The sequence below is a fragment of the Anaerobiospirillum sp. NML120511 genome (assembly GCF_023050955.1).
Taxonomy (GTDB): domain Bacteria; phylum Pseudomonadota; class Gammaproteobacteria; order Enterobacterales; family Succinivibrionaceae; genus Anaerobiospirillum.
The window spans coordinates 1-25,395 of the sequence record NZ_JALKIK010000038.1 but is presented as its reverse complement, the minus strand read 5'-3'; the positions used below and the strand labels follow the sequence as shown (position 1 = coordinate 25,395).

General features: G+C 53.7%; 7 protein-coding genes and 1 tRNA gene. 5 read left to right on the top strand and 3 right to left on the bottom strand.

What is annotated here, in order from left to right; translation table 11 throughout:
• Nucleotides 1–297: 297 nt before the first annotated feature.
• Nucleotides 298–1,200 carry a flagellin gene (locus MXE39_RS09950; RefSeq protein ID WP_246978653.1) on the top strand — a complete coding sequence of 301 codons (903 nt, stop codon included), beginning with the start codon at nt 298–300 and terminating at the stop codon, nt 1,198–1,200.
• Between the two features lie 400 nt (nt 1,201–1,600).
• Complete coding sequence (locus MXE39_RS09945; protein ID WP_246978654.1) at nt 1,601–2,503, top strand: flagellin; 903 nt, start codon at nt 1,601–1,603, stop codon at nt 2,501–2,503.
• Between the two features lie 253 nt (nt 2,504–2,756).
• Here MXE39_RS09945 and MXE39_RS09940 read toward each other — a convergent pair whose 3' ends face one another.
• Complete coding sequence (locus tag MXE39_RS09940) at nt 2,757–15,650, bottom strand: TOPRIM nucleotidyl transferase/hydrolase domain-containing protein (RefSeq protein ID WP_247074036.1); 12,894 nt, start codon at nt 15,648–15,650, stop codon at nt 2,757–2,759.
• 1,374 nt (nt 15,651–17,024) lie between these two features.
• Here MXE39_RS09940 and MXE39_RS09935 point away from each other — a divergent pair.
• Nucleotides 17,025–18,215 carry an SLAC1 anion channel family protein gene (locus MXE39_RS09935; protein WP_246977838.1) on the top strand — a complete coding sequence of 397 codons (1,191 nt, stop codon included), beginning with the start codon at nt 17,025–17,027 and terminating at the stop codon, nt 18,213–18,215.
• 942 nt (nt 18,216–19,157) lie between these two features.
• Here MXE39_RS09935 and MXE39_RS09930 read toward each other — a convergent pair.
• Together MXE39_RS09930 and MXE39_RS09925 are read right to left on the bottom strand one after the other, a co-directional pair.
• Nucleotides 19,158–20,513 carry an MFS transporter gene (locus tag MXE39_RS09930; RefSeq protein ID WP_246977837.1) on the bottom strand — a complete coding sequence of 452 codons (1,356 nt, stop codon included), beginning with the start codon at nt 20,511–20,513 and terminating at the stop codon, nt 19,158–19,160.
• Nucleotides 20,514–20,534: 21 nt separating this feature from the next.
• Nucleotides 20,535–21,626, bottom strand: coding sequence for a cellulase family glycosylhydrolase (locus MXE39_RS09925; protein WP_246977836.1), 1,092 nt, complete (start codon nt 21,624–21,626; stop codon nt 20,535–20,537).
• A 963-nt stretch (nt 21,627–22,589) separates the two neighbouring features.
• Here MXE39_RS09925 and MXE39_RS09920 point away from each other — a divergent pair.
• Both MXE39_RS09920 and MXE39_RS09915 read left to right on the top strand, forming a co-directional pair.
• Entirely contained in the window at nt 22,590–23,609 is a 1,020-nt protein-coding gene (locus MXE39_RS09920) for a LacI family DNA-binding transcriptional regulator (RefSeq protein ID WP_247074034.1), read from the top strand.
• Nucleotides 23,610–24,115: 506 nt separating this feature from the next.
• A tRNA-Ser gene (locus MXE39_RS09915) sits at nt 24,116–24,206 on the top strand.
• Nucleotides 24,207–25,395: the final 1,189 nt, after the last annotated feature.

Sequence of the window (25,395 nt, the reverse complement as noted above, 5' to 3'; positions counted from 1 at the left end):
AGTCTATTTGAGTCATTTAAAAATGTATATAGACATTTCCATGCATCACAAGTACTTAACGTATGCAAATATTGACATCAACTAAAAAACGCACAGAAATACGATGGGCACGTGCTCCTGGCATATATTTGCAGTATCTATGAAGCCATGCTGATCGGCATATATTTACTAAAATTGCTCACATCATGTATCTATATGTAATGTATCTCGTGTAACCGTTCTCAAACTCGATGATAATCAAGGGCAAGCCCTAATTAATTTCACAGTTGCAAATTACTTTTTGTTAAGGAATCTGTCATGGCAGTTTATGTCAATACAAATGTCTCAAGCCTGAACGGCCGTAGATATCTTAATAATGTGCAGAATCAGCTGACCACTACATACCAGCGCCTGAGCTCAGGTCTGAGAATTAATTCTGCTAAGGATGACGCAGCTGGTCTGCAAATCAGCTCCCGTTTAACCACCCAGATTAACGGTCTGAACCAGGGCAACCGCAACAGCTCTGATGGTATTGCTCTTGCCCAGACCGCCGAAGGTGGTATGGACGAAATCACAGGCATGCTGCAGAAGATCCGTACCCTCGCAGTTCAGGCCAAGAACGGAACCAACACAGGTGATGATCGTAAGGCCCTCGGTAAGGAGGCCTCTGCTCTGGCTGCTGAGGTAAACCGTATTGCCCAGCAGACCACTTTCGGTGGCAAGAAGATCCTGGACGGCGCCGGCGCTGCCTCCTTATTCACAAAGGGTGCAGGCGACTACGAGGGTAAGTTAACCCTGCAGGTAGGTGCAAACAAGGGTGATACTATCGACTTCACCGTAAACGGCATGAAATTCTCCCAGATCGCCAGTAAGGGCGGTATTGAGGCAGCAAAGGTTGAAGACATCATCAAGAATGGCATTGTCCTCCTGTCTGATTCAACCAAGATCGATGGCATTATCGAAGGTATGGACAAGATGATTGCCGCTGTAGATGCCCAGAGAGCCGGCCTAGGTGCAATCCAGAACAGACTGGAATCTTCCATCAGAAATCAGGCAAACGTTTCTGCCAACCAGGCTGATGCCCGCTCACGTATTCGTGACGCAGACTTCGCCGAAGAGTCCGCCAATCTGAGCCAGCAGTCCATTATCCAGCAGGCTGCAACCTCTATGCTGATGCAGGCTAACACCCGTCCTCAGCTGGGTCTGTCCCTGTTAGGCTAATATGCCATAATAGGACGACTCTACTGGAGGCATTGCCTCTGGTGCGCCCAAGGCCCTCTGCCGCTAAGGCAGGGGGCCTTGTTGCTTTCAAGACCATCAGCAAGAACTGACTAACAATCGTTACAGATTTATAATTGTAAAATATTATTTCATTGCGCTGATTACGTAAGTGATAACTATGCATTAATCGTAACGAAGATCTGGAAATGCTTATTTACGCGATTTTTGCATCATCTTGTAGCATCTATGCATACGTAAATTTTTGTATATTTTTGCAACAATTTTGCATCATATTCCTCTATATGTCATATAGCGCAAAGGGTCGTTCATACAGGTAGATGGCATTCGGGATTTACCTTAAATGTCATAATTGCAAATACTTTTTGTTAAGGAGCCTGTCATGGCAGTTTACGTAAATACCAATGTATCAAGCCTGAATGGCCGCCGCTATCTGAATAATGTGCAGAACCAGCTCACTACTACGTATCAAAGACTCAGCTCTGGCCTGAGAATTAATTCTGCTAAGGATGACGCAGCTGGTCTGCAAATCAGCTCCCGTTTAACCACCCAGATTAACGGTCTGAACCAGGGTAACCGCAACAGCTCTGATGGTATTGCCCTTGCCCAGACCGCTGAAGGTGGTATGGACGAAATCACAGGCATGCTGCAGAAGATCCGTACCCTCGCAGTTCAGGCCAAGAACGGTACCAACACAGCTGAAGACCGTCAGGCCCTTGGTAAGGAGGCCTCAGCACTGGCCGCCGAAGTTAACCGTATTGCCCAGCAGACCACTTTCGGTGGCAAGAAGATCCTGGACGGCGCCGGCGCTGCCTCCTTATTCACAAAGGGTGCAGGCGATTACGAGGGTAAGTTAACCCTGCAGGTAGGTGCAAACAAGGGTGATACTATCGACTTCACCGTTAACGGCATGAAGTTCTCACAGATCGCCAGTAAGGGTGGCATCGCCCCAGGCGATGTGACCAATATCATCAACAAAGGCGTAGTTCTCCTGAGCGACGCAACCAAGATCGATGGCATTATCGAAGCCATGGACAAGATGATTGGCGCTGTAGATGCCCAGAGAGCTGGACTAGGTGCAATCCAGAACAGACTGGAATCTTCCATCAGAAATCAGGCTAACGTTTCTGCCAACCAGGCTGATGCCCGCTCACGTATTCGTGACGCTGACTTCGCCGAAGAGTCCGCAAACCTGAGCCAGCAGTCCATTATCCAGCAGGCTGCAACCTCTATGCTGATGCAGGCAAACACCCGCCCACAGCTGGGTCTGTCCCTGTTAGGCTAATAAGCCACAATAGGACGACTCTACTGGAGGCATTGCCTCTGGTGCACACAAGGCCCTCTGCCGCAAAGGCAGGGGGCTTTGTCGTTTATGTTCTCAATACCCGATAACCCAGGCTCACCGGCACCAGTGTACGGGCTGCCATGGAGTTTTGGAACATGATTATGAGTTCAAGTGCATAGCTCATTAAGGACAAAGGGCAACTTTCCCTGAGGAAGGTTGCCCTTTTATTGAAGCAGTCAGTGACGGCTGAAAACTATTTTGAGTTCTCGCTGTCGACGCTGCGGCAATTGATGTAGCTGATGATACCGGCCAGCAGGTCAGCCATGAAATCAGGTACGGCCTCTGGACCACGGTTATTCAGGTCATGAACAATCATGGTAGCCAGCAGCATCTTGCCACGGGCTGCAATGGCGCGCTGAGTGAAGTTAAGAGCATCTACCTTGAGGTATTCATACTCATCAGCGGTCAGCGGTACATTGCGCTTGAGGCAGGCACGCTGGTAAATAAGCTCCAGAGTACGCAGCTCCTTTATCTCATCATCAAGATGCTTCTGGTAGGTGTCCTTGATGGCATTACGCTCATTTGAAGACAGTTTGCCACCAGTTGCAGCTGATGTAACCATGGCAGAAGCTACAGTAGCAGCTGCTGCCTGTGCAGTCACGCGGTTGCGCAGATTCTGCGGTACAGGACATGAAGTTGCAGTGTAGCTGCCACCGGCAGCTGTTGCAGCAGGGGTAGCGCCTGACTGAGCAGGATGCCCCTTGAGCATATTGTTGCGCATTACACGGGTCTGCAGCTTCTGATACAGGTTCTTGGCCTGCATGGTAGCTGATCTGACCAGAGATACTGAAGCAGAGAAGCTGGCACGCCATGTTGAATCAGCCATGCTAGGAGCAGATGAGCTGATGGTGTAAGAATCAGCTGCTCTGTCCAGAGCCTTCTTGAGGCGGGCGATATCGTTCATGGTCATGTCATCTGGATTGAAGCCCTGATCAGTAGGGATCTTGAAGGTGTAACGTGCATCACCCTTATCAGACAACAGCTCAGACTCACGGCCACGGGACAGGAGGAAGTCATTGCGTGCCTTGATGTAGACAATTCTCAGTAGAACTGCCAGCTGTGACATTGCGCCCTCAGGCTCATTGGCAATAGTTGAAATAATGCTGTAGAGCTTGTGATCAGGTCCCTGACCGACAAGAGTATCGTCATTGTGTGACTCAATTGGTGACCAGTCTTTCAGCCCCTCAACAAAGCGTGCCTGGGCCTCCTCATGGGCGCGGGCCTGAGCAGCCTGCATACGTGCAGCCTCCTCTGCAGCCTGAGCCTGTGCAGCTGCAGCCTCCTCAGCTGTGGCATCAGCCTCTGCAGCCTGCAGAGCAGCACGGGCAAAGATAGCCTCCTGTGCTTTCTCTACAGCCTTGATCTGGGCCTGCAGAGTATTGCAGCGGCTGCGCATACGCTTGATTTCAGATGCCAGCTTTTCCCTGTAGTTCACAGTGTGCAGGTCAGTCTGGTTGCTGAAAGCAGCCTTGAGGTATACATGAGCAAAGCCATGATTGAACAGGAAGATTTCAAGCCATGCACCAGGCAGGAACACTACGTGGTTCACGCTGTTGGCCTTGAGAGCAGCAAATCGTGCTGCAATATCATCAGCCTGTGGGAATGCTGCGTTTCCTGCTTCACCGAGACGGTTTAAGTTCTCCATTGCTGAGAGCAGGGCATTATGACGTCTCTTGTCCAGAGATGCAGGCAGCTCCAGATTCTTAAGCACTGATGAAGCACCCTGATCCTCATCGCAGAGAATGAGGTAATCGATACCCATACGCTGAGCCAGCTCAATGAGTATGTTCAGGCTGGTACCTATAAAGCGCACAATGTGCAGACCGGCACGCTTGAGGTTAATACCCATCTCATGAGCCATGTTGGTCAGAGTCAGGGTATCAGTAGAGCCCTCAACGAGCAGCCAGAAACGGGCCTCAAGTGCATCAGGACAGTGGGTGCTGATGAAGCTTGCAGTATTGCTGTCATCAAGAGTAAGACTGAATTCATCACCAAGTGAGTGAACAGTACGGGCTGATGAGAGATCAACAAAGTCATCGAACTCATCATCCTGATCCTCCTGTTCAACAGCAACGACCATCTCGCTTGCAGCGCCCGCGCCAGTCATTTCAGAACTTTCAGCAGCTTCTGATGCAGGCTCATCGGCTACGCCTGCAATCTCCATAGCAGACTCTGAAGTGGCATCCTGAGCAGCCATCATTGCTGCACCGGCCTCAGCCTCAGCACGCTGCTCCTCTACAGCACCTGCTATAAAGGATGCCTCAGCCTCAGCTGAATTAATAGCCTCAGCAGCTGCATCGATGGCAGCGTTAGCATTTTCAATATCAGCTGCATCGGACTCAACATCAAAGACAGCGTTGTCTTCAGCTGCTGCGACATCCTCACCGGCTATGTCAGATACATACTCAGAATCTTCTGAGTTTGCAACCTCGGAAACAGCCTCTGCAGCCAGCTCTGGATCAGCAGGAATGATAGCTGCGTCTGCCTCAGCAGCTTCTTCAGCTTCGGCAGCTGCAATCATGGCAGCGTCTGCTTCGGCCTCAGCACGGGCAGCAGCATCAGCATCGTAAGGCTCATCATCACCCTCAGAGGCATTCTCAAGACCGAACTCACCGAGCATTTCCTCAGTACGCTCTGCAGTCTCAGCAGCCTCAATCATGGCGGCGTCAGCTTCAGCCTCGGCACGGGCAGCGGCTTCAGCATCGTAAGGCTCATCATCACCCTCAGAGGCATTCTCAAGACCGAACTCACCAAGCATTTCCTCAGTGCGCTCTGCAGTCTCGGCAGCCTCAATCATGGCGGCGTCGGCTTCGGCCTCAGCACGGGCAGCTGCTTCAGCGTCGTAAGGCTCATCATCACCCTCAGAGGCATTCTCCAGACCGAACTCACCAAGCATTTCCTCAGTGCGCTCTGCAGTCTCAGCAGCCTCAATCATGGCGGCGTCTGCCTCAGCCTCGGCACGGGCAGCAGCTTCAGCATCGTAAGGCTCGTCGTCTGCCTCAGAGGCATTCTCCAGACCGAACTCACCGAGCATTTCCTCAGTGCGCTCTGCAGTCTCAGCAGCCTCAATCATGGCGGCGTCAGCTTCGGCCTCAGCTCGGGCAGCAGCCTCAGCATCGTAAGGCTCGTCGTCGCCATCGGCAGCATTATCAAGACCGAACTCACCGAGCATTTCCTCAGTGCGCTCTGCAGTCTCGGCAGCCTCAATCATGGCGGCGTCAGCTTCAGCCTCAGCACGGGCAGCAGCATCAGCATCGTAAGGCTCGTCATCACCCTCAGAGTCATTCTCAAGACCGAACTCACCAAGCATTTCCTCAGTGCGCTCTGCAGTCTCGGCAGCCTCAATCATGGCGGCGTCGGCTTCGGCCTCAGCTCGGGCAGCAGCCTCAGCATCGTAAGGCTCATCATCCCCCTCAGAGGCATTCTCAAGACCGAACTCACCAAGCATTTCCTCAGTGCGCTCTGCAGTCTCAGCAGCCTCAATCATGGCGGCGTCAGCCTCAGCCTCAGCACGAGCCTCTGCCTCAGGATCGGAAAGGGTATCAACCACATCCTCACTGTCAAAGCCCAGTGATGCCAGAGCATCATCCTCTGCTTCAGACTGACCCTGTGCAAGCTCTTCAACAGCACAGAGAGCATCAGCAACTGCAAGATCCTCAGATTCAACTGCAGTGGCAGCTGGGGCCTCAACATCAGACATCAGATCATCTGTAGCTGATGCAGCTGACTGGGCCTGAGCCTCAGAAGCACCCTCAACAGGCTCTCCCTTATCAGTTACCAGGTCCTCACGTGCCTCTTTGTAAACGGCATAGGCTGTGACCATGGCAATGCTGGCAGCCTCGTCAACAATCTTCTTAGGAACTTCCTTGTCACCTGACTTGATGACAGGCTTTTCTTCACCAGTCAGCACGCCACGGGACTGTTCGTATACGGCAAAAGAGGCCTCAATAGCAGGCTCACCTTCGGTAAGGGTCTCCTTGGCATCCTTATATACTGCATAGGCTGCATCAATAGCCGGATTGGCAGACTGTGAAGGACTTTCAACTGCAGGAATGAAGTCATCCTGAGCAGTCTCAGCAGCCGGCTTGTCCTCAGCAGGCTCCTCAACTTCATTTTCCTTGAGGAAGTTGGCTGCAGCTGCAAGATCAGCAGGCAGATCAGCTGAGGCAGCTGACTCATCACCCATTACATCAGCCATAAGGTCTGCGCTGTCGACCTCACCCATGGCATCGGCCATGGCGTCAGCCATCAGATCAGCTGATTCATCTGAGTCCATGAGGTCGGCAGTTGCTGCGGCCGCCTCAGCAGTCTCCTCCATCAGGGCGGCTTCATCACCGGCCATGAGGTCTGCGCTGTCGGCCTCACCCATGGCATCGGCCATGGCGTCAGCCATCAGGTCAGCAGACTCATCTGCGCCCATGAGGTCGGCAGTTGCTGCGGCGGCATCAGCTGTCTCTTCCATCAGGGCAGCTTCATCATCGGCCATGAGGTCTGCGCTATCTGCGCTGTCGGCCTCACCCATGGCATCAGCTGTCTCTTCCATAAGGGCGGCTTCTTCACCGGCCATGAGGTCTGCGCTGTCTGCGCTATCGGCCTCACCCATGGCATCTGCCATCAGGTCAGCAGATTCATCTGAGCCCATGAGGTCGTCAGTTGCTGCGGCAGCCTCAGCAGTCTCCTCCATCAGGGCGGCTTCATCACCGGCCATGAGGTCTGGGCTATCTGAGCTGTCCTCCTGACCCATAGCATCGGCCATGGCGTCAGCCATCAGGTCAGCAGATTCATCTGAGCCCATGAAATCGTCAGCTGAGTCCTCCTCAGATGCCATATCGTCGCCAATCAGCTCAGCAGCTTCATCGGCAGCTTCCTCTACAGCAGCCTCAGCAATGGCAGCCAGCTCTTCCTGAGCCTCAATCTGAGCCTCTAACACATCGTCAGTGCTGATTGCTTCGTCAATTATGTCAGCAGCAGCATCGGCAGCACTCTCAAGGTCAATGCTGTCTTCTGCCAGATCAGCAGCTGGATCCTGGTCATGAGCAGCAAGCTCAGGCTCATCCATGAGCTCCTGCTCTGTATCTGCCATGTTGTCGCAGACTGATTCATCCATGAGGTCAGCAGTGCTGTCTGCCATATCCATGGACAGATCCTGAGCACTCTCATCAGCAGGCTCGCTGTCCTGAAGACCGGCAGCCTCTGCCATGGCCTGAGCTACGCTCTCCATGGTTACTGACTCAGCTGGACGTGCATTCTCTTCAGCCAGCACCAGGTCTTCAGGCATGATCATGTCGCCATCATCGCCCTCTTCGAGCAGATCCATGTCGTCAGTCATGGCAACAGACTTGCTGACCTGTCCGGCATGTGCAGGTATCTCGCCTGATACGGCAGCATCAAACTCGGCGGCGGCAATCTGGGCAAAGTCCTCATCTTCACTCATGATGGCAGCCTGATGTGCCTCAACGGCATCATTGGCTTCCTCACGAATGGCAGCCTTTCTGGCAGCTGCGGCAGCCTTGATGGCGGCCATGCGCTCAGCCATATCATTACTGCTGATTTCGCTGTGTGAAGAGGTGTCACTTTCCATATCGCTGTCAACAGCAGAAAGGTCAGTCTGTTCGCCATCAGAGGCAGCGTCTCCGACAAAGGTTTCACCGGCGACCGGATCAGCGGCCAGCTCATCTGCTGGCATGGTGTCTGAAGCCAGGGCCTCATCGAACTGAGCGGCACCTTCCTGAGAACTGTCAAGGTTGTCCGGCATGATGAGATCATCATCTTCATCATCCAGATCAAGCTCACGGGCCATGATCAGCTCGTCTTCTTCATCAGCTGCATCTGCAAGATCAAGCTCATCACGAACTTCTTCTTCCTCAACGATTTTTCCAAGTATGCCGTTCTCGCCGGATGCCGCAGCTTCAAACTCTTCGGCAGCGAGCTGAGCATAATCTTCGTCTTCTTCAATGATGGCAGACTGCTCAGCCTCTACAGCCTCAACAGCTTCTGCATCCAGAGCTGCTTTACGCGCAGCTGCAGCTGCCTTAATAGCGGCCATGCGCTCGGCCATGTCCACGCCTTGAACTGCAGATTCACCGCCAGAGCTGTGCTCAGCAGTATTGTTGAGCTCTTCAGTTTCTTCAGCTGGTACATCCTGAGCACTGGCATTCATATCATCGATGCTGGCAGATGCACTGGCAGCCATGTCAGCGTCAGCGGACTCAAATGCATCTTCCTGAGCATCAGCTGAAATGTCATCACCGACAGCCCTGGTATCAGCATCGCTTTCACTAAGCTCGTCACTGGCTGCAGCAGCTTGCTGGTCAGCACTGTGCTGGTCATCAGTCATGGCAAATAAGCCGTCCTGAGCAGCACCGACATCGGCTGAGAGCTCTACTGTGTCAGCAAGACCGGCCTTGCGGGCGGCTGCAGCGGCCTTAATGGCAGCCATACGTACAGCCATGTTAATACCACGGCCATGATCTTCAGAATCACCTGCCATAGTATCCTCATCAGAAGACTCATCTTCATCAAAGACATCACAGGCAAGGTCGGAACCTGAATCATCAGCCCCTGCACACTCACTGTCCAGAGACATGTCATGGGTTGCAGTGAGTTCATCTGACTGATCCTCAGGCTCAGGAGCACCATCACCGGCAAGTTCCTCAACAGCGTCAAGTGCACCGGCAGCCTCAGCTACCAGGGATACCAGATCGTCTGCACTCTGAGCACCTGGGTCAGCTGACTCAATGGCATTTTCCAGCTCAGGAGCATCTTCAGGCTCATCGCCTGCAGCAATTGCCATTGCAGCACCTTCTGACTCATCGTCAGCCTGATCAGCTGCCGGGGCATCACAATCCTGGAGGTCAGCCTGCACGGCTTCATCCTGAGGGGCACTGATGTCAGAGATGATATCTGCACCGAGCTGACCTTCAGGCTGATCCTGAGGGGCCAGGCTGACATCAATGGCTGGTGGCATATCAGACTGACCACTGGCACTGTCGTCAGTGACTTCAATAGCCTTTTCCAGCTGGGCTGAAAGTTCAGTGCTTACTGACTCCATAACTGGCTGTGCGGTCAGTACAGGGTGGGCTTCACCTGACTTGCGGGCGGCAGCAGCTGCCTTGATGGCGGCCATGCGCTCGGCCATGTTCACACCCTTAGTTCCTGATCCGGCAGGTCTGTGACTGTCCTTTTGCTCAGCAGCTACAGCTGCATCAAAGGCTGCAGCACTGTCGGAGGCAAAGTTTTCATCCTCCATAATGCATGCATCTGCCTTGAACTTTCCTGAAAGCTCATCATTGACACTTTTATCTTTATCCTGACGGGATCCGATCGCATCTTCATGAGAGATTTCCACAGCCGCTTCGGCATCCATCTTCGGATCTTCAAGCACACCACTTATGGAATCAAGACCGGCCTCATCGGCAAAAGCAGCAATGTCTGACAGATCAGGGGCATCTGTCAGCCCGTCCAGAACATCGCCAGCTGCAAACTTGTCAGCCATCTCATCGGCAGGAACAGAGTCATTAAGCTCCATGGCAGGTTCTGATGCCATATCTGTCTCAGATGCCAGGTCATCATCAGTATTCCCGGCATCCATGGCAGCCTTACGTGCAGCTGCAGCGGCCTTAACGGCGGCCATGCGCTCTGCCATGCTCGTCTTCCTGGCCGGCTGCTCCTGACCCATATCAGGAATATCCATTGCTTCACTTGCTGCCAGTGCGGCTGCACCAGCATCGGCAACATCATCAACAGCCTGATGGGATGCATCACCTGCCTGAGCATCTGCATCACCTGCCTGAGCGGCAGTATCACCAGCACCCTGGGCCACAGTCTCAGCATCAGAAGGTGCACAGGCAGAAACATCATCAGCTGGCAGCTCAGGAGTGCCCTCTGCAGCTGCTTCACTGAGACTGTCAAGGGTAAGACCCATATCCATATCAGGCTCATCATGAGCCTCCATGGCTGCCTTACGGGCGGCAGCAGCGGCCTTGACCGCAGCCATGCGCTCAGCCATGCTGATCTTCTTTGCAGCAGGTGCCTCCTGGGCCATGTCAGGAATATCCATTGCTTCACTTGCTGCCAGTGCGGCTGCGCCAGCATCATCAACAGCTTCAACCGCCTGATCGGCTGCAGCACCTGCCTGAGCATCTGCATCTACTTCCTGAGCGGCAGCATCACCAGCACCCAGGGCCTCAGTATCAGAAGGCGCACCGGCAGAAATATCATCAGCTGGCAGCTCAGGAGTATCCTCTGCAGCTGCTTCACTGAGACTGTCAAGGGTAAGACCCATATCCATATCAGGCTCATCATGAGCCTCCATGGCTGCCTTACGGGCGGCAGCAGCGGCTTTGACCGCAGCCATGCGCTCAGCCATGCTTAACTTCTTTGCAGCAGGTGCCTCCTGGGCCATCTCCGGCATTTCGATATCATCAGCAGCAGCTACAGCAGCAAGAGCGCTGCTGTCTGCAGTCTCTTCAAACTCATCAGCACTGCCGGCATCAACAGCCAGATCGTCATCGGCAACCAGGGCAGACTCATCAGCCTCGACAATATCAGCAGGCTCACCGCCCAGATCCATTACAGGCTCTTCACTGAGAGCACTTTGAGCTGAATCAGGATCAGTAAGGTCCTCTGCCAGGTTCTCTGCCAGGCCCTCTGTCAGGCCATCTGGCATGCTTTCAGACACTGACTCACTCACAGCCTCATCAGCATCGCTCACAGTCTCGGACATGACTTCTTCCATGGAGCCTGTCAGAGACTCATCAGCAGTCTCGGTCATGCTGTCTTCCATGGCAGCACTGTCTAATCCATCAGCTGCCTGAATCTGACCGGCTGCATCAGCAACAGCATTTTCGTCATCGCCACCTGCCTGAGCTGCAGGTTCAATCTCCAGCCCTGTGTTCAGTTCAGCAAGAGACAGCTCACAGTCATCATCTGCTGTGGCAGCTGTGCTTAACTCAGCATCGGCTGCATCAGAGCCAGCGGCGGCCTCGAGCTCCAGCTCAGCACTGTCCAGAGCACTTTCAGCAGCAGCCAGTAAATCATCTTCTGCTGACAGAGACTGATTCTGAGCATCGTCGCTACTGTCAGCGGCAACTGCGCTCAGTTCAGACTGCTCATCCATACCCTCAACAGATCCAGCGTCAAGGCTGTCATCAAGACCGACATCAGCATCGGCCATTGCATCCATATCAGCAGCATCGGCCATAGCATCCATAGCAGCATCGGCTGTATCTTCAACAGCCGGGGCAGTGACTGTACTGTCCAGATCAATCTCGGCAAGCGCCTGAGCAGCATGTGCTACAGCGTCAGCAACTGCTCCCATGTCCAGGGACTGCTCATCTGCACCAGCAGACAGCTCGCCTGCGCTGGCGGCAACATCAGTGGTGGCTGCCTCACTGCCCTCATCAGCACTTAAGGCAGCATCAAAAGCAGCAGAGGCATCGGAAGCAAAATCTTCTTCCTGAGCAAGGGCCTCTTCCTTTGCAGCCTGCTGCTCACCAAACTCCTGAGCCAGTTCGGCTTCACGGGCGGCCTTACGGGCAGAGGCGGCAGCCTTGATGGCAGCCATACGCTCAGCCATGGTCTTTGGCCTGTTACCGTTTGTCTCCTCACTGTGCTTATCTGCACTGGCCACTCCACCGGCAGCCCCGGCAGTGGCCTCGCCGGCAGCCTCAGCAGTGGTCTCGCCGGCAGCTGAAGACTGCTCATCGACCTCAGCCGGAGCAGCAGCGGCACTGACTGCGGCAGCTGCGGCTTCTTCAAAGGCAGCAGCCTGGGCATGATCCTCCTTGCAGGCCTGGTTGGTGGCCTCGCGGAAGGCATTGGAAGTTTCATCACGGGCAATGGCCGCAGCAATCATGGCAGCATTGGCAGCATCTTCTCGTGCCTGTGAGGCATGCTGAGCGGCATTGCTGGCGCAGCTTACGGCAGCAGCAGCCATTTCAGCTGAATCAAAATCGTCATTGTCAGATGGGGATATGCCCAGATTTACCGGACAGGCATCAGGCACATTGAGAACATCAGCGGCATCAAGAGCTGCATCAAGCAGATCACCCTCCAGAGAATCGGCACCATCAGATGCAGTTGCGCAAATATCAGGCATCACCAGATCACTGTCATCCGATTCATCAAAGAGCTCCTCATCGCGGTCCTGACTGAGCTGTGCCTCTGAGTTGCTGACTGCGCCAAGATCTACAGGACAGGCATCAGGCACTACGAGATCATCGGCCGCATCAAGAGCAGAGGAAAATTCTTCATCCTGAGCTACAGCACGTACAGCACTGATATCCACTGCACAGGCATCTGCACCATCTGCCCCATAAAGAGTACCCGCTCCATCTGTAACGCCGTCAAAAAGGTCATCGTCAGCAGCTTCTTCGGCGCCGGCAGCCATTTGGGCAAGGCCGTCAGATTCATCAGGCAGCTCCAAGTCATTGGCATCAAGGTCAATGCCGTCGAGCAGATCACCGCCGTCATCTTTAGCGTCAATACCAGCGAGCAGGTCAGCTGAATCATCAGCTGCGCTCAGATTCAGATCAGGGGCAGACTCGTTGAGCACTTCCTCTTCTTCCTCTTCCTCTTCGATCTCAATGCCAAATTCACCAAGCAGATCATCCATCATGTCCTGCTCGCCTTCATCTTCCTCACCTGCAAGCTCAGCGCTCTGAGCGCCAGCGGTATCAGCGGCGAAAGCATCAGCATCAACTTCGTTACCTGCGCTGGCTGCAGCTTCGCTCTCTGCCCCGGCCATGCCTGTAGCATCAGAATTTGCTGTCAGCTCATCATCTGGCATATCAATACCCATATCACCAAGGACATCAGCCATGATGTCAGCAGCACTGGCTGCGGTAGCTGCAGCTGCAGCACCGGTGGCAGCTGCAGCGCCTGCTGCACCTGCTGCGGCACCAGCACTGGCAGGAGCACCGCCCTGAGACTGAGCAAGGCCCTCAAGAGAGCCGTGCTCCAGATACCAGCGCTCACGGAGCAGATTGGTGCCCCAAGCTGGCAGTTTGTTATCAGAGTGCTTCTGGGAGCTCTTGAGCTTGATGCTGAAGCGGCGGTCAACCTTGCTGACAGGGCCAATCAGACGCCACTGGGCGCCAGGATAGAAAATCAGTTCTTCTGTGCCTGAGGACAGAGCAATAATCTGAGAGGCCAGATGATCGATGTGGTCGTTGACCTCACATGGAATAGTTTTGTTATGAGCACGGCGGCACTTCTGCTCGGCCAGAGTCTGAACTTCATCCTCATCATAGGAAATAAAGCGCAGCAGAGAGTTGTAACCGGCATTGTCCTCACGCACCTGATCAAGGGTCTTGCCCTTGCGGCTGCAGAAAGCACCGAGCATCAGGCACTGAGGCACAGGGTAGCGTGGGCCTACGCCACTGAGCCAGCTGAGCACTTCATCACGCTCTGCCTCACTTACAGCAATCAGGCGACGGGCTGCCCCGACAGCCCCTGCGGCGCCTGAGCCGGCAGCCTGGGCAGCACTCTGTTCTGCCTGAGCGCCCTCATCGCCGGCAACATAAGCTGCAGCATCTTCAGCAGCGCCGGCACAGGCGGCACCAGCTGCAGCTTCGGCAGCCTCAGCTTCGGCAGCATCAGCCTGATCCCTGCAGTCCTCACAGCTGCTGATGATTTCATGAACGCTTACCTGACAGCGCACCCCACGACTGTCCAGAGAGGCATTGATGCAGGCAGCATCCCTGGCATCAACAGCCGGAGTGACGCCCTCGTTAACACGGCGATCCCCCTCAAAGACCACAACATTGCGGCGCTCCGGACGATCAAAGTCATATGGCAGGGTAATGCCCTCAGCGCCGGCAACAGCACCCTGAGCACAGGCAGCAGCTGCTCCGCCCTGTAAAGAACCATCACAGCTGTCGGTACCCTCGACAGCCTGATCGGATCCCTGCATGGTCAGATTAAGAGTTACCAGCCAGGTGCGATCACCACGAACCACCTCAAAGCTGATTACCGGGCCACGGCGCAGCATGGAACCCAGCTTGCTGTCAGACAGGACTGGTCTGTCAGCAAGGGCTCTGCCGGGCAGTGCGCCCTGCAGGGCAGGACTTAGGGACTGCATGAGACCGGCATGAGATTTATGGGTAACCTGCAGACTGATATCAGGAGCATCTGAATTACGTGAACGCACTGTAATCTGCTCACGGATCACATCAGCACCGGCAATAAAGGCACGGCTGACCTCAGCCTCGGCATAATCCTGGCTGGAGCCATCGCCCTTTGGGGCAATGTGAACAGCTACCTGAGAATAGCCATGAGCTGTATTGGACTCAGGCTCATATACACCTGAGGTCACCATTAAGGACAGCTTCTGCGGACCCTCAGGGTTTACACGCGAGAGCTGATAGGTGCCGGCATTGCGGTGACGTGACTTGATGGAGACGTCATAGCGGGCAGTATCAAGATGCTGATCATCAGCCATGAACTTGAACTCCAGCATGTCCTTGATGCCGCTTTCGTGTTCACTGCCGCTCTTGACAGTTACATTACCGGCGCTCTGTGCGTCACTGTCGCCCAGGTCCTCACTGTCAGTGCCCTGAGCACTGTCACAGTGACCTGCACAGTCGACGCCAGCGCCGACACCGATGCCAGAACCTGCAACAGCACCTGCGGCACGCTCACAATGCCCCTGTGCACAGCCGCAGTCATTACCACAGCCGTCCGGGCCACTGTGATCACAGCAGCTTTCATCATCTGCTGAAAGCTCATCGCAGCAGCCTGAGCTGCAGCTGCCGCCGCAGCCGGCGTCAACATCATGCTCAGGGTGAACCTCAACGGACTGGGACGGCAGAGCCAGCGGACGGCCGCATGGACCGAGGCGGCCCACTACAGTCTGATGGGACAGAGCGCAGTTGCTCTGCAGCAGAGCTCTGGCAAGGTCAGGACTTTCTGACGGTACCAAGGCCTGAGCCGGATTGTTCAGCAGGGTAATTTTGTTGATGGCGGCCATGAGATCCAGCTGAGCGGCAGCCGGAATAGGCGCGATGATAGTGGAGTCATCATTGAGACTCAAATCAAAGAAGTGCAGGGAGCGGAAGCGCTCGATATGTAAATGCCTGATTAGCATGCAGAGTAGTCCTGTCAGTGCAGCTGGTAATAAGCTTTCACGGCGATCCTTTCCCTGAAAAACAGGTCAGAGCCGGAAAAATTTTGAGCCGATCAAATGGGTACGCGGATCGGCTCATCCTTAATTATAGTGGCAATGGGCAGCTTAGGCCACTTTTTGGGCACGTTTGGCGCCCTCAAAGGCCCCCTTATTGCCAGTACCGTGCGCCCGGTCTCATATTAAAAAGAGCAGACACAGGCCAAAATTCGCCGCTGCCCCATCACAAGGCAGTCCCCTTGATACAGAATCTGCCCCTCAACAGGGCAAAAACACCAAAATAATTTATATCTATCAACCCGCCCCAGCCCCCGCCTGTCACGCCCCAGCCCCAGCATGTCCCGGCCACCATGCCACAGTGGCGACCGAGGCCACCGCAGCCAACATGCAGCAATGATAAGTCTGCAGATGCCGCGAAGCCTCGAGCGCATAATTGCTCTCACGTAGCGCAGGTCCATCTCATAAGGCAGCCGCACCAAAGACAGCAACTCAGAGCCCACAAATGAAAGCAGCGGCGACAGCGCCATACTGCAGATCATCGAAGCACCGGCTACAGCGATGCACCAGTTACAGCGAAGCGCCAGCTCCACAGGGCAAAGGTCACGGCTGCACCGGACAGGCAGCGCCCGAGCCATTCGGGCAGCAACACACGTGCTCACTGCCCAGCTGCACCAGCCTGATCAAGACCTGACTCACCAGCCTGCCAGGATATCAGCTCGTAAACACACGCTCAGCCTCCAACCGGAGTGAAACCTGCCCAGCTGCGTCAGCATGCGCAGCTCGCAAAGAGAGGCCAGTTGCCTTCAGTCTGCCTGATTGGCTGGCAGCCTGACTGGCTGGCCGACTGGCCAACTGACTGGCTAAATGGATGGCTGGCCTGAGCAAGGCGCAGCGGCGCCCGCCCAGGAGAGGTCGCAATCAGTGGCAATGAGCCTGCGGGATCCTGACGGACTGCAGGCAGAGATGAGGGGCAGGCAATGTGGGGCGCAAGTGCGCGAAAAAAGCGTGCCACTTTTGCACGCAGGGCCGTATTTTTCGCTGGCGCCGCCGTGGTCGTGCACCCAGGATAATTCACGCTCCCTTTTGGTGCCCATGATGTTGCGCTGGTGCAGACAAGAATGGCAGCTTGATTATGAGAGCTTAATTTGTCTAGTATGGGCTCATGCTAAAATCGCCCCAGGCCTCACTATGGTCTTAAGGGCTGATTTGACACAAAACAATACTGATAATTACTGAAAGTACCTTCCTTATTTATATTGTCTCCACGCAAAAACCGGTCACAAACATGCAAGGTCTTCAATACATTACCTGTTAAACGTCCCGTCAAAGGTATTCCCCATGAGTCAAGAGACAAAACAGCCTGTAGATGCTCAGGTTCCTGCCCCTGAGCACAGTGCCCAGCAAACTCCCGCCACCACAGCCGCCGCCAGCAGTGCCCCGTCATCGGCACAGCCCGGTGCTGCCCCGGCCCCACAGGCCTGTGAAAAGTCACCTGCAGCCGCCCAGGGCGCAGCTGCTGCCGGTGCCTCATCAAGTGCCGCTGGCGCCCCTGGCGCTGCCGCCGGCCCTGAGCCAAAGCTCAAGCATCTGCCAGTTAACATGTACGCCATTGTTATGGGTCTGGCCGGCTATTCGCTAACCTGCCATGCTGTAATAGGCAATGCCACCCTCGATATCATTACCGGACTGCTGGCTTCAGCGGTATTTGTTGTCCTGACCATTCTTTATGGCATTAAAATCATCAAATACCCTGGTGCTGTGGTTCAGGAGGCCAGTCACCCGGTCAAGCTCTCCTTCTTCCCGGCTTTTTCCATCAGCCTGCTGCTGCTTTCCTCAGTATGGCTCAAGTATGATTTTGCCCGGTACCTGTGGCTGGCCGGCTGTACTTTGCAGCTGTTCCTCACTTTATTTGTGCTGTACTCTCTGGTTCACAAGAGCTTTAACATCAACCACGTCAATCCTGCCTGGTTTATCCCGGTAGCAGGTCCGCTGATTGTGCCTCTGGCAGGTATTCAGATGGGTTACGGCTTTATTTCATCAATTGCCTATCCTGTCGGCTTCCTGTTCTGGATTCTGCTCTTTACCATTTTGCTCTACCGTCTGGTATTCCACGATCCTCTGCCTCCAAAGCTGGTTCCAATGCTGTGCATTATGCTGGCTCCGCCATCTGTAGCAGCCCTGTCATATCACGCCATCGATGGCTTCTATGCCGTTCCAGAGGCCGCTCCCTCTCCTGTAGTGCTGATGCTTTACGGTATTGCCTGGTTCGTCTTCGTCTTCCTGCTTACCAATATCAGGCGCTTTATGAAGGCTCCTTTCTTCCTGTCAGCATGGGCCTACTCATTCCCTGTAGCTGCCTTTATTCTGGCTACCAGAAAGCTGGTTCCAGAGTTTGCCGACCCGGCCTACAAGGGCGTGCTCGAAATTATTGATTACACCCTGTGGGGCCTGTTTACCATGCTGATCCTCTGGCTGGTGGTAAGAACAGTTGGTCTGATTGCCAAAGGCAAGATCTGCGTTCCTGAATAAAACCCCAGGCTGCCACGCGCTGCCCCCATCCCTGCCAGAGGACCAGCAGCTTACGCTGCCATAACATGTAGTTTCATAACCTGCGATGCAAAGCTGTACTATTAAGCACAACACAACAGCACAGCACTGCTCTGCGCATTACTGTCCCGTCCCGGCAGGCAGGTATTAAATATCCCAGCACGAGCTGATCTCACAAATAGAGCACCTGGCTTTCCGTCCGGTGCTCTTTTTATTTCTGCAGCCTCACTAACAGCTCTGAGCCCAGCCCGATGGCCCCAGGTCCAGGTCTCCGCCCGGGTCTCCGCTCAGGCCTCCGCACAGTCCCGCGTGTCAGCGCTGGCTACCACGGTACAGGCTGCTATGCTCCATAACCGTCCTCTGTACAGGCCCTCGTGTCAGTGCCGCCCCCACACCATGACCAGACGCAACCCAGGCCTGCATTTAAGAGCATACTCCCGCCGGAGCATGCAGCCCTGCACCATGTCCTACTGGGGACATGACCATTGGACACAAAGCCCCCTCGCGCCCTGGCCCCCTGGCTGACATTACATGACCTGTACTGGCAACAGGCGCTCTCGCATGGCACTGTGAGAGCAACCGGAGCAGGCAAAGGCCAGTTTGCTTCTGGCCCTGAGTTCAGACCTGTCGCCACTGTACCAAAGCAAAAAGGCGCAGCCATGGGGATGACTGCGCCTGAAGGTGTTTAGTGTATAGAAGGTAATCGCGGGTTATGACCTTGCCCGGGGCGGCCCCAACTCGGTGAGCCGGCGACAGGCATTTCAGGACAATGGCCCTGTTAAGGCCCATTGTCCTTTTGAGGAAAGGGGCCTGCAGGGGGCCAGTTTCCTTTTGTGGTCAACGGTCCTGTCGGGGCAGGTGTCCTCTTCAGGGCCGCTGGCCTGTCAGGGGCAGCTGCACGGTGAGATGCAGCTGTACGTGGTCTTAGATTTTGGCGGTGATATTGAACTCACCACGGTTAATCTTTTCAACCAGTTCGGCATGCTGCTCTTCGTTGAAGGTGTACATCTTGAGCAGAATAATGCGTACTACAGTACCAAGAGCCGGTAACAGAGCGATGCAGAAGAAGATACCGTCCATGGTCTCGATGCTCTGAGCCTCATTTGGCATATAGCCCAGTATGGTCAGGAGCACACCGGAGAAACCGCCGGCAATGGCAACTGACAGCTTGCCAGTGAAGGTCTGGCCGGCAAAGGTAATGGCGGCACAGCGCTTGCCGGTGTGGTAGTAGGAGTACTCTACGGTATCGGCAATCATGGCGGACACTAACGGATTGGTCATCATGAAAATGATGTTCACTACGGACAGCCAGATAATAACCTCGGTAACTGAGTCATAGCCGCTCATATAGAAGCCGATACGGGCAGCAATCTCAAGCACGCACAGTACGATGAAAATATCGCGCTTGCGGAAGCGGGCAGTGAGGAAAGGAGTTACCAGACAGGCAATCGAGCAGCAGATAGTAATGGTGCCTACTGCAGCTACCAGAGAGCCGTTACCCATATTGTAGGTAAAGAAGTACAGATAGAGATTGTTGGCAATATTACCGAAGACATTCATGGAAAAAATGCCCAGGATAATAAAGAGCGGCTTGTTGGTCTTTACAACCTTGAAAGTCTGCAGCAGGGTAACTTTGGCAGCATCGCCCTCTGGACGGACTTTTTCACGGGTATTCCACCAGCCATTGAGCATAAGCACGAGGCCCATGAGCATCAGCACAATTACAGCAGGCAGATAGCCACGGTCATCACGGCCTTCGGCAAAGAAATCGGCCAGATATGGGAAGACCAGCATGGCAAGGCCGATACCGGCGTTTACGCCCAGCATGGCACAGGTAGCTGCCTTGGCGCGCTCCTGAGGATCATCAGAGAGCACAGTGGTCATGGACCAGAAAGGCAGATCACTGATGGTATATAAAGTGCCCCAGAGAATGTAGGTGGCACCGGCATACATGGTCTTATACCAGATAGAGCCGTCAACATTGATAAAGGTCAGAATGGTAATGATGACGATTACAAAAGGCATGAAACCGAGGAATGGACGGTACTTGCCACGCTTGAGATTGAGCGAATCAATCAGGCCTGCAAAAATCGGATCATTAAAAGCATCCCAGACACGGGCAATAAGGAAGATGGTAGAGGCTGCTACCGGACTGATGCCCAGAATGTCAGTATAGAAGAACAGAATGAAGGTACCGACCAGGCCAAAGCTGAAGCACTGTCCCATACCAAAGCCAAAATAGGAGGCCAGGGCCTTAAGTGGTATTTTGCTGGAACTCATAGTTAACTCTCCCTCATTTCATCACTTGCTGCCGTTGCGCTCTTTAATCAGGCGGCTGAAGAGATCAATCTCGCTCTGACTGTAGGCTGTACCGTCAGCCCTGAACAGATCATGGAACCAGGTGTTGATGTAATCAGGACTTGCTTCCATGATAACCGGCCATGGCAGATGAGTCTGGGTACGTCCATTTACCAGACCCCAGTTATAGCAGCCTACCTTGTGCTCGGCAAAGATCGGCAGAATGTCCTCTACAGTAGACTGGGCATGACGGGCCAGCCACTCTGTACACATCACAGGACGGTTAAGCGGCTTTAAGATATTGAGAGTCTCTTCAATAACATCTTTTGGAGAGTAGGCATGGAAAGTGATGATATCAGAAAGCTCAAGGGCCATCTGATCGATAGCATGGGCAAAGATCTCAGGTTCACGGTTGATGAAGATCTTCATGTCACGCCAGGCGCCTACAGTAAGAGGCTGGGACGGATCTTCAGATCGCACCCACTCAACAGCCTTGCGGCACAGCTCCAGAGAACACTCGGTAAGAGGGCCCTGATAGTGCAGCATCCTGCCGTCATCGCCAAAGATACCGTCATTGGAAGGCTCATTGTAAACATCCCAGATCAGAATACGGCTGTCATCCTTAAAGCGACGGACCACCTCACGAATGTACTTTTCAACCTGTGGCCAGTACTCCTTTCTGGTAACTACATTACGGCCCGGGCTGGCAGCACCACGTGAGTTGTGAACGCCAGGACGAGGGTCGCCCTGAAAACCGATATAAGGATGCTCACCGGAGAAACCGCAGTCATCCATAAGAGTGAGCATGGTGGCAATGCCATGCTTAGAGGCAATAGTCAGAAACTGATCGATACGCTCGAGAAGGCCCTGAGCATCGTACATCCAGACGATAAATGGCAGATTGGTGCGCAGGGTATTCATTCCCATGGCAGCTGCCCAGCCCAGCTCGCGGTCAATTGTTTCAGGGTCGAAGGTCTCACGGGCCCACAGCTCATTCCAGTTAACAGCTGTGGATGGCAGGAAGTTCATGCCTACAAACCATGGACGCTCGGCAGCCCATGCGTTAATTTCTTCTTCAGTCCAGCGACGTTTCATTGTTTTTCCCTCATTAACACGCTCACTGTCAGCCGCTATGCCCGTCAAAAATGGACCGGTCAGATTCCGACAGCTGCTGCAGTCTCAGATAAAACTTGAAAATTCTGCTCTCTCATACCACCAGACAGACTCACGAACCATAAGGCCGCCCTCCGGACCTACGGCCCACAGCCCCTGCCCCCGGTTACACCCTCAGTCACACGAACAGCACCGGCGCTCTTATTCAGTCACATGTGCACATGTACACATGTGCACATGTGCACACGTGCTCTTCGTCAGTTACAGGACCGGCATCAGCCCTCTTCATGGCACAGCCAGCATAGCCGCGCCCGCACCAGTAACTTATGTCATGAGTCTGGTATTGAGCTGACAAAGGGAGTGCTGTCTGCTGAAAATTACTGCCTTAATGCAGTCATGCTGCTCATGCAGCAACACATACTAATATTATTAGTAATTAAAGGAAAAGAAACAGGGCCATAGTAAGCCATCGTGGCCCTGACAGGTTAAATCGGTTTTGTGTGGAGCCACCCCCTGGAGATCAGGCATAAAACATGACCTGGTAAAAGACTGGCAACAGCACTGCCACCACAACAGCGCCCCCTGAGGGATTGCCAGTATTTACTACGGGAGATCACCATACTGTTCAGCTATGTTCAGCTATGTTCAATATAAGCATGTGAGCACATCCACAGCTGATCTGGTTGTTATCCCTGCTGGAATAATCAACTGATAATTTACTGTTCTGAGGTGATTCTAATATTATTAGTCCTGAACTTACTAATATTATTAGTCAATTTTGACAGCTGCATCACACTTTTTTATACTTTTTTCGCTGACACTGTCCAGCAACAGATGCCCTGTTTTCCTGGATTTTTTCAGGAATTTGCAGGCAAAATTACTGTTAAGATGGACAGGGGCAGCCTGCGTGGCTGGATGCTGCCTTTATGATATGGAGATTAATTTATGGCTAATAAAGTTACTATGAGCATGATTGCTCAGCGCGCTCAGGTGTCTCAGCCCACAGTGTCCATAGTGCTTAATAATTCCGATACTGTCTCCATATCAGAAGAAACACGCAAGCGCGTGCTTGATGCCGCCCGTGAGCTCGGTTACATACGAAAATCAAAGCGTCGCAGCTGTGAGCTTAAACAGGTGGCCCTGATAATAGACGGCTCCCTTTACTGCTATGACCATTTCCTGCTTACTCTCAATGCCGCCATGGAGAGGGCCCTTGAGCTTAATGTCAGTCTCAAGGTGGTTGCCACACTGTCAAGCCGGGAAGGTGAGCGACTTATCAGGGATGAAATATCCGGAGGCTCTTATGATGCCGTGATTGTGGCTACTAATATGACCTCAGAGAAATGCACCTTCACTTCCCTGTCGGTTCCGGCTGTGTATCTCAACTGCATGCCGCAGGATGAATCAAGTGTTATAGCCGTGCTGCCTGACGATTATGACAATGCCTCCCGCATGGCTCAGGCACTGGCCCCACACTACCGTCATCCTCTGATTATAGGCGGCGATGCTTGGATGAAAGCCACACGGGATCGTATTAAGGCCATAACTGAAGTCTATGCTGCTCATAATATCAGCCTGTTACCTGATGATATCCAGTACTGCTCATGGTCTTTTCGTGAAGCCTGCTCCATTGTTATGGAGCGCCTGAGAGAGGAGCCGGGCTATGACATTATCTACTGCGCCTCAGATTACGTAGCCATGGGTGTGTACCATGGACTGTCCCATATGGGCCTGCGTCCGGGCCGTGACATTGCAGTGGCCGGCTATGACAATCAGGCTGTGTGCCGCGAGCTCAGTCCGCAGCTTACCTCTGTTGAACTGCCTTATGAGAAGATGGCCCGTACAGCTCTTGAGTATGCCTATGCTCTTGCTTCAGGCAAACAGGTGAAAAAAGACAAGATTCGCACCGTAACCGGAGAGCTGTTCATCAGAGCTTCTACTCCGCTGGCTCGCCCTCATAGCTGACGCCTGAGCATGCCGCAGCCTGCTGCCCCTGCACAGAGGTCCCCATGCATGCTGCCCCACTGCACTGCCGCCGCCTGCATGATGCCCCTTGCACTGCCGCCGCCTGCATGATGCCCCTTGCACTGCCGCCGCCTGCATTATGCCCCCTGCACAGACGTTCCCATGCATGCTGCCCCACTGCACTGGTGCCATGCATACTGCCCCCTGCACTGCCGCCGCCTGCATTATGCCCCTTGCACTGATGTCTCCAAGCATAAGGGCTATCTGCACTGATGTCTCATGCATGATGATGCCTGCAGACAGCGCAGCCGCTCAGCGGCGCAAACTTCATAATCGCGCCACCAGAGCACTTTTGCCGTATATATGCAGCTTTTCACCAAAAAACAGCCCTGCAGCCACTGCTCAGGCAAAAATTTTTTAAAAAAAGCTTGCATGCACGTTAAATTTCTATATAATGAGCACCGTTCCAGCGACGGAGCTGAAGAGAAAAGCTTCGTAGCAGCAGCGGTGAGATGTCCGAGTGGCTGAAGGAGCACGCCTGGAAAGCGTGTATACGGTAACTCCGTATCGGGGGTTCGAATCCCCCTCTCACCGCCATGATTAAGCAGCGCAAGCTGCTTTTTTATTGCCCGCCTCATAGATACATCACACCAGGATCAGCCGCCGCCTTACCAAACGGGCCTGTCCCCTCTTGGTTTTATCTCATCCCCAATAAACATCTGATTTATCTGGCGCAACCATTATGATGGCATTGATCTGCAGCCATGCTTATCTGCCTCCGTCGTCATCATCCCCTGATCCCGATTCCACCACGGTCCAGATACCATGGACCCGATACCATTCTCACCGTTCCCATAGCCAGTAAGGCCAGCCTGAGTAAAGTCCGCTTAAGTAAGACAAGCCTCAGTTAGCCCGGCGGCTGTCAGTCCATGCGCTGTTCCTCCCGTGTGGAGCCATCATAAGTTGCTGTGCCAGACCTCCCGACCCTCAACAGTTCCGAGCATAATGCTCTCAGGTCCATACCAGGCCGATGGTATAAGAATCCTTGCGCTTAGACAGTATCTGACACCAATACGAGACCATCGACATGAGCCTGCATGTCCGCTCACAAATCCTTTCCCATACCACTCATACAGCTCTGTCAGCCCTTCCAGACCTGTAAGTCAACCTCAGCAAGCACATCTCAAAATATTTTAGATATGCATCTCCGCCTGCAAAGCAAAGCGGCATCCATGAGGCAGCACAGCCCACTGCCAAATATTTCCTGCACATTTGTACATACCCCTGAAGCCCTGCAACCTCTGCCCCGCTAATATCTTTAAGACGCTCATCAAACTCTTTTATATAAGCAACTGTAACTGAAAGGTACAGAAAGCGGCACAGTACGTTTATTGACCCAACATCTTTCAGTTAGAGCATCATTAATACTCTTTACCCGGGCATACCATCGTCCCTTGTCCTTTTGCCTCTGCTAAGCCTGACAACTTGTTGATCACACACTATTTGCAGGCTGCAGGTGCCAATATGACCGGTTCCTGTCCTCTTGTAGCATGCCACAGCTTATGCTGCTTTCCCGCTGTCGCGGCTGCTGTATTTTTTCACCTCTGTTGTTCTGTTGAGGGTGATACCACTGTTTGTGTGCAGAGACAGCTGTTGCTTCGTTGGGGCTGACGCCGCTGGCTGTGTGCCATTACAGCTGTTGCTTCGTTGAGGCTGATGCCGCTGCTTGCATGCGGGGCCGCTGTCGCTCCGTTGGGGCTGACGCCGCTGGCTGTGTGCCATTACA

Coding starts and splice junctions, on each gene's coding strand:
- MXE39_RS09950 (WP_246978653.1), top strand. CDS start 298: ATGGCAGTTTATGTCAATACAAATGTCTCAAGCCTGAACGGCCGTAGA.
- MXE39_RS09945 (WP_246978654.1), top strand. CDS start 1,601: ATGGCAGTTTACGTAAATACCAATGTATCAAGCCTGAATGGCCGCCGC.
- MXE39_RS09940 (WP_247074036.1), bottom strand. CDS start 15,650: ATGCTAATCAGGCATTTACATATCGAGCGCTTCCGCTCCCTGCACTTC.
- MXE39_RS09935 (WP_246977838.1), top strand. CDS start 17,025: ATGAGTCAAGAGACAAAACAGCCTGTAGATGCTCAGGTTCCTGCCCCT.
- MXE39_RS09930 (WP_246977837.1), bottom strand. CDS start 20,513: ATGAGTTCCAGCAAAATACCACTTAAGGCCCTGGCCTCCTATTTTGGC.
- MXE39_RS09925 (WP_246977836.1), bottom strand. CDS start 21,626: ATGAAACGTCGCTGGACTGAAGAAGAAATTAACGCATGGGCTGCCGAG.
- MXE39_RS09920 (WP_247074034.1), top strand. CDS start 22,590: ATGGCTAATAAAGTTACTATGAGCATGATTGCTCAGCGCGCTCAGGTG.